Genomic DNA, 9,364 nt, shown 5'->3' with positions numbered 1-9,364 from the left:
GGCGGCGAAGAGGGCTGATCTCAGCCATTGGAAAATCTCCTGTCTGAAGGGTTGGGCCTCAAAACCCGCAATCCTCTCAGACAGGAGCCTGATCTTGCGATCCCTCCTCAATTGCCGCGCCAGCGGCTTCGTTCAATCCCCTAACTGAAGACAGGCCCTAGTGCGGCGAATTTGAAGTTCCTATCAGTTTCGCCGTGAGTTCGTTATAGGAACTTCAAATTCAAAGCCGCTACTCAAAACAATAAGTTGCTAGTGCTCCTTTGATTCCGAGGTTCGTAAACGTAGAGCCGCGATATGATACGAACTTCGGAATCGGAGCACTAGCGCTTTTGAATTTCCGGTCAGCGGCAAAACATGAGACTGGTGGAAAATAAAAAGGGAGCAGGACCTGCTAGGTCCTGCTCCCAAAATTGTGTCGTCCCTATTTCCCCGTTTCCTTATTGATCTTGGTTGACGGGGCGACGCTGCTTGTTGCGCGCCAGGGCTCCTCCCGAGACTTGGACCACCAGACGTTGGCCTTTCGGCCAGTCTGAGGGCTGCATTCCTAGACCAAAATTCCGCCTGTGTCATCCATTTCGGCAACGAATGTTCAAAATTGCCGCATGCCGCGAAACGAATGGAATTTTGGCATTTAAAACCCGAATGGAGACATTTCAGTAGTTTATTGAGTGGCTTATCCGGGCCACCCGCCGATGGCCGGTCAGTGCAGGTATGCGGCCATGTCATTCGCCGGAGCCATGATGCCGAGCGCCCCGACGATGCAGACGATCGCAAGGCCCATCGCGATCTCGACCAGCGCGCTCTGAACGAACCTTCGGGCGGTAGCGGAGGCGCCGCCGGTTCCCCGGCTACCGTACAGACGGGGGACAAGGTATTGCCGGTTAATTCCGGCCAGGCACACCATGGCCGCGAACAGCACGACCTTGAGAAGCAGCAGACGGCCATAGGCGGTGTCGATCAGGCTATGCATCCCGCCGAGCAGGAAAGCGGCGTTGACGAGCCCGCTGACGAGCAAGATGCCGACCGCAAAAATGCCAAGCGTCGAGAAGCGGCTGCCCGCACGCGCGGCGGCCGACGCCCAGCCATCCTCCTGGAAGCGCCCGAGATGGACGAGCAGCAACACCAGTGGCACGAGTGCGCCGAGCCACAGGCCGGCGGCGATCAGATGCAGAAAATCGGCCGCCAGATGGATGTGCTGCTCAATTCCCAATCCTTCCGCTCCATGGCCCGCAAAGGCGAGAGAACCGAGATAGGCGGCGGCGAGCAGGCCCGCCAGGAACACCAGGCCGCCCGCGAGCCGACCACCGCTTGTTCCTTTCAAAAGGAGGCAGACGGCAAGCCCGGCGCCCAGCAGCAGCCGCATTTGCCAGGCGAAGCCAAACTGCGTTTGCGACAGCACGCGCCAGACTGTGCCATCGCTGATGACGTCACGGAAGTCCTGGTGGCCGATCCGCATGGACAGCAGCCACAACCAGGCCAAAGCCGACGCGATCGACAGCGCCAGGCAGACCCAAAGAACGTTCCTGCTGGACGATTGAAAGACCGCGCGCGCTGCAAGCAACGGCGGCTTGGTTCGCCAGAGCGCAACGGCAATGAAGAGGTCAAAAAAGATCACGCCGGCAACGATGATCGTCGACGCCAGGTGAAGGTCCCGCGCAACTATCAGTGGATCGATCAACATGCTCTCCATGAGGCGCCGGGTCCGCAACGGATAGAGGCCGCCATCCGCGACGGGAAGGCGGTCTCAGTACCCACATGAGGCTCGATTGCCGGCGTCAAGCTACTTTCCGACCTGAAAGCTGAAGTTGCCCTCGGTGCTGTGAGTGTCCACCGACATAACCCGCCAGCGAACGTGGTACGTGCCCGGCGGCAGCGGCTTGAGGCCCACCCGCATGGTCGTAGCGCTTATCACCGGCTTGCCCTGGTCGACGCGCGCGCCCTTGGCATCGCTCACCTCGACCGAACTGAACGCCGGTTCGATGTTCTGCGAGAAGGTCAGCACGACTTCCCTGGGTGCCGCGGGAGCGGTGCTTCCTACCCGCGGCTCGGCATGGTCGAGAACGGCGTGGGCATGGGCGGTCGTAGTTGCCGCCAGCGCGAGAAACGTAGTTGTTGCGAAAGTCAGGATGCGCATCGCGCTGCCTCAAAGTTTGCGGGGGGTGGTCGCCGATCCGCCAAACAGCGGCTGGCCAATGGTCGATGGGAACATGTCGTCGAGATACAGATGCAGCTGGCCGAGAACGCCGACCCCGCTGCCGCTGGCGCGGTTGACCGGGATCATGGCCTCAAACCCGATCTGGAACGTGCTGCCCACGTAGATGATGCCGGGATTGACGGTGCCGGTGGTCGTGTAGGGATTGCCGAAATTGTTGGCGACAGGTGTCGTTAGGTTCAACTCGACGATCGGAATCAGGTGGTTGATGAAGTCGGAAAGCCCGAGGTCGACAATCTCCGATTTCAGATAGGGCATGCTGTATTGGAGCGAGGCGCCGTAGACCAGTTGCTGGGGAATGAAGGCGTTCTGGGCGAAGTCGAACGAGTTGGTCGGAATCTGATAGCCGACCTGACCCGTGACGGCGAAAGCGCGGAACCAGCCAAATTCCGAGGGGAGGTCGCCAAAACCCTTTCCGACATAGACCGTCGGCGTCACGAGGCTGTGGTCGGTGGCGAGCCCAGAGCCGGTCGAACCGGTGCGTCCCCAGTCAACGATCACACCCGAGAGAATGGCGAGCTCATGCTCGCGGTTTTTCACGATCTGATACTGGAAGGTGGTCTCGAAATTATCGAAACCTTGCGTCAGCGTGCCGTTGGCCTGGCGAATGGACGCCCAGTCCTGACCGATCGATATGCCGAAGTTCTCGGTGATGCGCTTGGAGAATTCACCGGAGAAATCCCATTCGGTCGCAGGCGGGAAGTCGCCGGTTTTCGACCATGCCACCGTCGGCAAGGACATCTCGTCGGCGACACAGGGATCGTCGGTTGCAAGGGTTGCAGGAAAGAAGCGGGCGCCAACAAGGCAGTGAGCAAGGGCATGCGACGTGTAGGTGAGCGCGATCAGGCCTGCAAGCGCAAGGGTGTGCGGCATACGCCGAGACATCAGGATTTTCTCCGGTCAGAATACGTGAACGCAAGGTTGAAGCAGCCGAAAAGGCTGGATTGCATCACGCGCTGAGCGGCGGACCTCTCGGACGAGCGACTGAATACTGCGACGACGATGGCAGGCGCAGCGCACGCCCTGACTGCCGTAACTTGCGGAACTCGCGATCAGCGGAAGCGACGACGACGGATTGCGGGCTGCCAAGAACGAATGCGCTGGAAAAGCATTGCAGACAGTGCTGGTGGGCGGCGTGTTTTTCCTGGTCGGCAGGTGCGACCGGAGTGCCGTCGGCATCATGCAGGCAAAGCTGCGATAGCGTAACGTCGTCCAGGACGGACGCCTGGGCGAGCTGAGTTCCGACGACCGTCAGCAGCAGCGGCTGCATGACCAACGCGTAGATCGCAACCGCGCCGATCAGCCTTCGCCAGAACAGGCGCAGCCTCAAGCGTCCTTGATTTGATCCGGTTGGCGTGCTCACAAGCATAACTGCTATAGATGGTCAGGACGACGGTAGGTTCCCGGCTTGGTGTTCCGATCCGGAGTTCGCAGCGTTTCATGGAGCTACGCTTCGAATCTCTGAACCGTCTCACCAGGTCGACGATCGATTCAAGCGGATGTGACCGATACGCCGCTGAACCGGCGCGGTCAGTATAGTAGGCGGGGTAGACGTGGCAACCCCGGCCACCGCGCTCCTTGTGGTAGCGCAAGCGGAAAGAAAATTGGCAGACGTGGAATATCTCATGAAACAGATCGTCAGTGCGCTCTCTGGTCTTGCTCTTGCAGCGGTTCTCCTGGCGGCGCCGGTTCGTGCCGACGAAGTCAAGGCCGGTGATCTCGTCATCACGCAGGCCTGGAGCCGCGCAACGCCTGGCGGCGCCAAGGTTGGCGGCGGCTATCTCACCATCGAGAACAAGGGTACGACGCCGGACCGTTTGCTCGGAGGCTCGGCTGATGTCTCCGACAAGGTTCAGGTTCACCAGATGAGCATGAACAACGGGGTGATGACGATGCGCCCCGTCGACGGCGGTCTCGTGATCGGGCCGGGCAAGACGGTGAAATTGACCCCCGGCGGCTTCCATCTGATGCTGCCCGACCTCAAGGGCCCGCTGAAGCAAGGCGAGAAGCTGCCGATCACGCTGGAGTTCGAAAAAGCCGGCAAGGTCTCGGTCGTGTTCGATGTCGGAAGCATCGGCGCGATGGGCCCCACGGATGGGGGGCAGATGGATATGAAGAAAATGCCCGATCATTCCGGCATGAAGATGTAAGGGATACTCGGTCCGCAAACGGCCGGAAATCCGCTTTGATTGGCGGCTTTTGACGGCTCGCAGCGGCTTGCGGCCTTGTGTTTTGGCGCACGATCCGGTTTCACTGCCGCAAATTCCTGTAAACCTGACTGATTCCCCCAAAGGCAAGGCCCATGCGACTGTCGCGTTTCTTTCTCCCCATCCTCAAGGAGAATCCGAAAGAGGCGGAAATCGTGTCGCATCGGCTGATGCTGCGCGCGGGCATGATCCGGCAGGAAGCGGCCGGCATCTACGCCTGGTTGCCGCTTGGCTTGCGGGTGTTGACGAAGATCGAGCAGATCGTTCGCGAGGAGCAGAATCGCACCGGCGCGCTCGAGCTCTTGATGCCGACACTGCAGCTCGCCGATCTCTGGCGCGAGAGCGGCCGCTACGACGCCTACGGTCCCGAGATGCTGCGCATCGCCGATCGGCACAAGCGCGAGCTGCTTTACGGGCCGACCAACGAGGAAATGATCACCGAGATCTTCCGCGCCTACATCAAGTCGTACCGTAACCTGCCGCTCAATCTCTATCACATCCAGTGGAAATTCCGCGACGAGCAGCGGCCGCGCTTCGGCGTCATGCGCGGACGCGAATTCCTGATGAAGGATGCTTACTCGTTTGATCTCGACGAGGCGGGCGCGCGGCGCGCCTATAACCGCATGTTCGTCGCTTACCTGCGCACCTTCGCGCGGATGGGATTGAAGGCTATCCCGATGCGCGCCGAGACCGGCCCGATCGGCGGCGATCTCAGCCACGAGTTCATCGTGCTCGCGGAAACCGGCGAGTCCGGCGTCTTCTGCGACCGCGACGTGCTTGACCTTCCGGTGCCGGATGAAAGCGTCGACTACGACGGCGATCTCACGCCGATCATCAAGCAATGGACGTCGGTCTATGCGGCGACCGAGGACGTGCACGACGCAGCACGGTTCGAGCGCGAAGTGCCGGCGGACAAGCGGGTGCACACGCGAGGCATCGAGGTTGGCCAGATCTTCTATTTCGGCACCAAATATTCCGAGCCGATGAAGGCCATGGTGGCTGGCCCCGATGGCGCCGAGGTCACCATTCACGGCGGCTCCTATGGGGTCGGCGTTTCCCGGCTGTTGGGTGCGATCATCGAGGCCTGCCATGACGATGCCGGCATCAAATGGCCGGAGGCCGTCGCGCCGTTCAAGGCGGTGATTTTGAACCTGAAGCAAGGCTCGGCAGATACCGACGGCGCGTGCGAGCAACTTTATCGTGACCTCATGGCCAAGGGCGTCGAAGTGCTTTACGACGATACCGACCAGCGTGCGGGCGCCAAGTTCGCGGCCGCGGATTTGATTGGCATTCCCTGGCAAATCCTCGTAGGCCCGAAGGGACTTGCAGACGGCAAGTTCGAACTCAAGCAGCGAGCCGACGGCACGCGCGAGAACCTGAGCGCGGCGGACGTGCTGGCCCGGCTGATCTAGGATTATCCACCGCAGGCCGGACGGGAGGCCACAATTGGCCCGAATCGTGTGAAAATCGGACATGGATCAAGCCATGAGCGAGACAGTTAAGACCCGACCTTTCGCGCCGTTCGAGTGGCTGCTGTCCGGACGCTATCTGCGGGCCCGCCGCAGGGAAGGTTTCATCTCCGTCATCGCCGGGTTTTCGTTCCTTGGCATCATGCTTGGCGTCGCGACGCTGATCATCGTGATGGCCGTGATGAACGGCTTTCGCAAGGAACTGCTGGACAAGATCCTCGGCCTTAACGGCCACCTTCTGGTACAGCCGCTGGAATCGCCTTTGACCGACTGGAAGGACGTCGCCGACCGGATCAGCCAGGTGCCAGGCATCAAGCTCGCCGCGCCGGTGGTGGACGGCCAGGGGCTCGGATCTTCGCCGTACAATGCATCCGGCATTTTCATTCGCGGCATTCGCGGCGAGGATCTCAACAGTCTTCCGTCCATCGCCAAGAACATCAAGCAAGGCTCGCTCGAGGGGTTTGACGACGGGCAGGGGGTCGCGATTGGCCGCCGGCTGGCCGACTCGCTGTCGGTGCACGCCGGGGACATGATCACGCTGATCTCGCCGAAAGGCGCGGTGACACCGATGGGCGTCACGCCGCGCATCAAGCCCTACAGGATCGCGGCTGTGTTCGAGATCGGCATGTCGGAATACGATTCCGGCTTTGTGTTCATGCCGCTGGCGGAAGCGCAGGCCTATTTCAACCGCAACAACGACGTGTCCGCGATCGAGGTGTTCACCAACAATCCGGACAAGATCGAGGCTTTTCGCAAGGCCGTGACGGAGGCCGCGGGAAGACCGATCTTCCTTGTCGACTGGCGGCAGCGCAACGCGACGTTCTTCAACGCGCTTCAGGTCGAGCGCAACGTCATGTTCCTGATTCTGACCCTGATCGTGCTGGTCGCGGCGTTGAACATCATTTCCGGCCTGATCATGCTGGTGAAGGACAAAGGCAGCGACATCGCGATCCTGCGCACCATGGGTGCCTCGCAAGGGGCGATCATGCGGATATTCCTGATCACCGGCGCCTCGATCGGCGTCGTTGGCACGATCACCGGATTTCTGGTCGGCGTGCTGATCTGCATGAATATCGAATCGATCCGGCAGTTTCTGTCCTGGCTCACCAGCACCGAAATCTTCGATCCGACGATCTATTTTCTTTCCAAGCTACCAGCCGAAATCGATTTCGGCGAAACTGCGGCCGTCGTAATCATGGCGCTGACCTTGTCCTTCCTGGCCACGCTCTACCCATCCTGGCGTGCTGCGCGCCTCGATCCGGTCGAAGCGCTGCGGTACGAGTGAGGGACCGATGGCTGAGGGGGCGGAGGAGGTACCGGTCGTTTATCTCCACGAGATCAAGCGACAATACGTGCAAGGCGCCGTGCCGCTCGTCATTCTCAACGGGGCCAAGCTCGCGCTGTGGGCCGGACAATCGGTCGCGCTCGTCGCGCCGTCGGGCACCGGCAAATCGACCTTGCTTCATATCGCGGGGCTATTGGAAAGCCCGGACGAAGGCGAGGTCTATGTCGGGGGCACCCCGACCTCCGGCCTGTCGGACGTCGAGCGGACGCAGATCCGCCGCACCGAAATCGGCTTCGTCTATCAGTCGCATCGGCTGCTGCCGGAGTTTTCGGCGCTGGAAAACGTCATGCTGCCGCAGATGATCCGCGGCCTGAAACGATCCGAAACGGTCAAGCGCGCAACCGAGATTCTCGCCTATCTCGGCCTTGCCGACCGGATCAAGCATCGGCCGGCGGAGCTATCCGGCGGCGAGCAGCAGCGCGTGGCGATCGCGCGCGCCGTCGCCAATGCACCGCGGGTGCTTTTGGCGGACGAACCCACCGGCAATCTCGATCCGCATACGGCCGATCACGTCTTTCAGGCCCTGATGCAACTCGTGAAGGCGACGCGGGTGGCGATGCTGATTGCCACCCACAACATGGAACTCGCCGGACGGATGGATCGCCGGGTATCGCTCGTGAACGGCGATGTCGTCGAACTGGGTTGACGTTTGCGATCCGCCTGACGGTTCAGTCGGAAAAGACTTTTGAAGCACCGCTAAGGCCGCTTCAATTAAGGCCGCTTCAACGAGCGTCGCGTTTGCCGTCGATGACGGCCGTCCGCGCGATCCGAAACCAAATCTAACGCACGACGGTACGACTCCGCTTGACGGAACCGGAGCGTGCACCGATTTGGGCGCAAATGAGGCAAATTTTTGTATCCTGGTGTTACAAGAAACCATTGTTCCACAACGGTTTCTTAAAGTTTTTTAATGAGGATTTCCTTGGAGGTGTTGCGAGCGAGTTACAGCATTCCGCGCGAACATCGGTATGAATCGACCTTGGGGTATATGGGGCACTCACACAGCTTCGAAAGCAGGATATTTGATATGAACAAAGTCACCATTCTCGCGGCGGTTGCGATCGCGGTTGGCGCCGCTGCACCGGCCGTCGCCGCAGATCTTCCCGCTCGAGCGCCTGCACCGTACACAAAGGCGCCCGCGATGGTCGAAGCCGCTTACGACTGGAGCGGCTTCTACATCGGTATCAACGGCGGCGGAGCCACCAGCAACTTTGATTGGAGTGCGGATGGCTTTGGCGAGGAAGGCAGCCATAATGCGACCGGCGGTACATTCGGTGGTCAGGTCGGCTATCGCTGGCAGATGATGAACTCCTGGGTGTTCGGCCTGGAAGCTCAGGGCAACTGGGCTGATTTCCGCGGCAGCAATATCTCGCTGCTCTCCGCGAACCCGGAGTTTGCGGGCGATCAGAACCAATCCAAGATTGACGCCTTTGGCCTGTTCACGGGTCAGATCGGCTACGCTTGGGATCGTGCGTTGGTCTACGTGAAGGGCGGTGCCGCGGTTACGGACAACCGATACAACGTCTTTAACGGTGGTGCTTTGATCGATAACGCGACTGAGACCCGTTGGGGCGCGACCGCCGGCGTGGGCTTCGAGTACGCCTTCGCCCCGAACTGGTCGCTGGGCTTCGAATACGACCACCTCTTTATGGGCACCAACGACGTCACGTTTGTCTCGACCCAGGGCGAGCAGATCAAGCAAGACGTGGACCTCTTTACCGCGCGCCTGAACTACAAGTTTGGCGGACCGAGCTACGCACGTTACTAAGTTAAGTTCCTCCCGACCTTGAAAACCCCGGCCCGGTTGGCCGGGGTTTTTGTTAGGGCATGAGCAATCGATTCGCATCGCGGTTAACCAACGATCCCGGATTGCAAACGAACCCCACCACCTCCCGCTTGGTAGCGGGTCAGTTTGATTGTGGCAGTCTTATCCACTGGCACGAGGGCGGTTCACAGCGCATATTGTGAGGATGAGCGCGCTGCGAAAGGCACTCACGGTTGCCAGAGTTTGGTTGTGGATAGGTGGTCCGCTGGCGTCCCTTGCAATGTTGTACACGCATTTTTGCCAACATAACTTTATTGCCAGATTTTTGGACCCTCACCCGAATCTTTGGGGGATCGTAATCCTGAC

9 protein-coding genes are annotated in these 9,364 nt (G+C 60.3%); 5 read left to right on the top strand and 4 right to left on the bottom strand.

Annotated elements, in window-relative coordinates; all coding sequences use genetic code 11:
- Positions 1–700 precede the first annotated feature (700 nt).
- From copD to M6D32_RS14885, 4 genes are all read right to left on the bottom strand, one after another.
- Positions 701–1,678 (bottom strand): copper homeostasis membrane protein CopD, encoded by a 978-nt coding sequence (gene copD / locus M6D32_RS14900; protein ID WP_298257443.1) that lies wholly within the window; start codon positions 1,676–1,678, stop codon positions 701–703.
- A gap of 102 nt (positions 1,679–1,780) precedes the next feature.
- Complete coding sequence (locus M6D32_RS14895) at positions 1,781–2,134, bottom strand: copper resistance CopC family protein (protein ID WP_298257441.1); 354 nt, start codon at positions 2,132–2,134, stop codon at positions 1,781–1,783.
- A 9-nt stretch (positions 2,135–2,143) separates the two neighbouring features.
- On the bottom strand, positions 2,144–3,097 hold the full coding sequence (locus tag M6D32_RS14890; protein ID WP_298257439.1) for a hypothetical protein: 954 nt from the start codon (positions 3,095–3,097) through the stop codon (positions 2,144–2,146).
- 64 nt (positions 3,098–3,161) lie between these two features.
- On the bottom strand, positions 3,162–3,542 hold the full coding sequence (locus tag M6D32_RS14885; RefSeq protein ID WP_298257437.1) for a hypothetical protein: 381 nt from the start codon (positions 3,540–3,542) through the stop codon (positions 3,162–3,164).
- A 295-nt stretch (positions 3,543–3,837) separates the two neighbouring features.
- Here M6D32_RS14885 and M6D32_RS14880 point away from each other — a divergent pair, with 295 nt between their 5' ends.
- The 5 genes from M6D32_RS14880 to M6D32_RS14860 all read left to right on the top strand — a co-directional run bounded on the left by M6D32_RS14880 (position 3,838) and on the right by M6D32_RS14860 (position 9,001).
- Positions 3,838–4,362, top strand: coding sequence for a copper chaperone PCu(A)C (locus M6D32_RS14880; protein ID WP_298257434.1), 525 nt, complete (start codon positions 3,838–3,840; stop codon positions 4,360–4,362).
- A gap of 152 nt (positions 4,363–4,514) precedes the next feature.
- Positions 4,515–5,831, top strand: coding sequence for a proline--tRNA ligase (gene proS / locus M6D32_RS14875; protein WP_298257432.1), 1,317 nt, complete (start codon positions 4,515–4,517; stop codon positions 5,829–5,831).
- A gap of 61 nt (positions 5,832–5,892) precedes the next feature.
- Positions 5,893–7,173, top strand: a complete 1,281-nt coding sequence (locus M6D32_RS14870; protein WP_298257430.1) for a lipoprotein-releasing ABC transporter permease subunit — start codon at positions 5,893–5,895, stop codon at positions 7,171–7,173.
- A 7-nt stretch (positions 7,174–7,180) separates the two neighbouring features.
- On the top strand, positions 7,181–7,879 hold the full coding sequence (locus M6D32_RS14865; RefSeq protein ID WP_298257428.1) for an ABC transporter ATP-binding protein: 699 nt from the start codon (positions 7,181–7,183) through the stop codon (positions 7,877–7,879).
- Positions 7,880–8,260: 381 nt separating this feature from the next.
- Positions 8,261–9,001 carry a porin family protein gene (locus M6D32_RS14860; RefSeq protein WP_298257426.1) on the top strand — a complete coding sequence of 247 codons (741 nt, stop codon included), beginning with the start codon at positions 8,261–8,263 and terminating at the stop codon, positions 8,999–9,001.
- Positions 9,002–9,364 lie beyond the last annotated feature (363 nt).

Source organism: Bradyrhizobium sp. (assembly GCF_027307225.1).
In the GTDB taxonomy this organism is placed as follows: Bacteria; Pseudomonadota; Alphaproteobacteria; order Rhizobiales; family Xanthobacteraceae; genus Bradyrhizobium.
The sequence above is the reverse complement of the archived record's forward strand: the minus strand, read 5'-3'. Positions and strand labels throughout refer to the sequence as shown.

Excerpts from the sequence above, each read along its gene's own strand:
- M6D32_RS14895 (WP_298257441.1), bottom strand. The coding sequence starts at position 2,134 with ATGCGCATCCTGACTTTCGCAACAACTACGTTTCTCGCGCTGGCGGCA.
- M6D32_RS14890 (WP_298257439.1), bottom strand. The coding sequence starts at position 3,097 with ATGTCTCGGCGTATGCCGCACACCCTTGCGCTTGCAGGCCTGATCGCG.
- M6D32_RS14880 (WP_298257434.1), top strand. The coding sequence starts at position 3,838 with ATGAAACAGATCGTCAGTGCGCTCTCTGGTCTTGCTCTTGCAGCGGTT.
- proS (WP_298257432.1), top strand. The coding sequence starts at position 4,515 with ATGCGACTGTCGCGTTTCTTTCTCCCCATCCTCAAGGAGAATCCGAAA.
- M6D32_RS14870 (WP_298257430.1), top strand. The coding sequence starts at position 5,893 with ATGGATCAAGCCATGAGCGAGACAGTTAAGACCCGACCTTTCGCGCCG.
- M6D32_RS14865 (WP_298257428.1), top strand. The coding sequence starts at position 7,181 with ATGGCTGAGGGGGCGGAGGAGGTACCGGTCGTTTATCTCCACGAGATC.
- M6D32_RS14860 (WP_298257426.1), top strand. The coding sequence starts at position 8,261 with ATGAACAAAGTCACCATTCTCGCGGCGGTTGCGATCGCGGTTGGCGCC.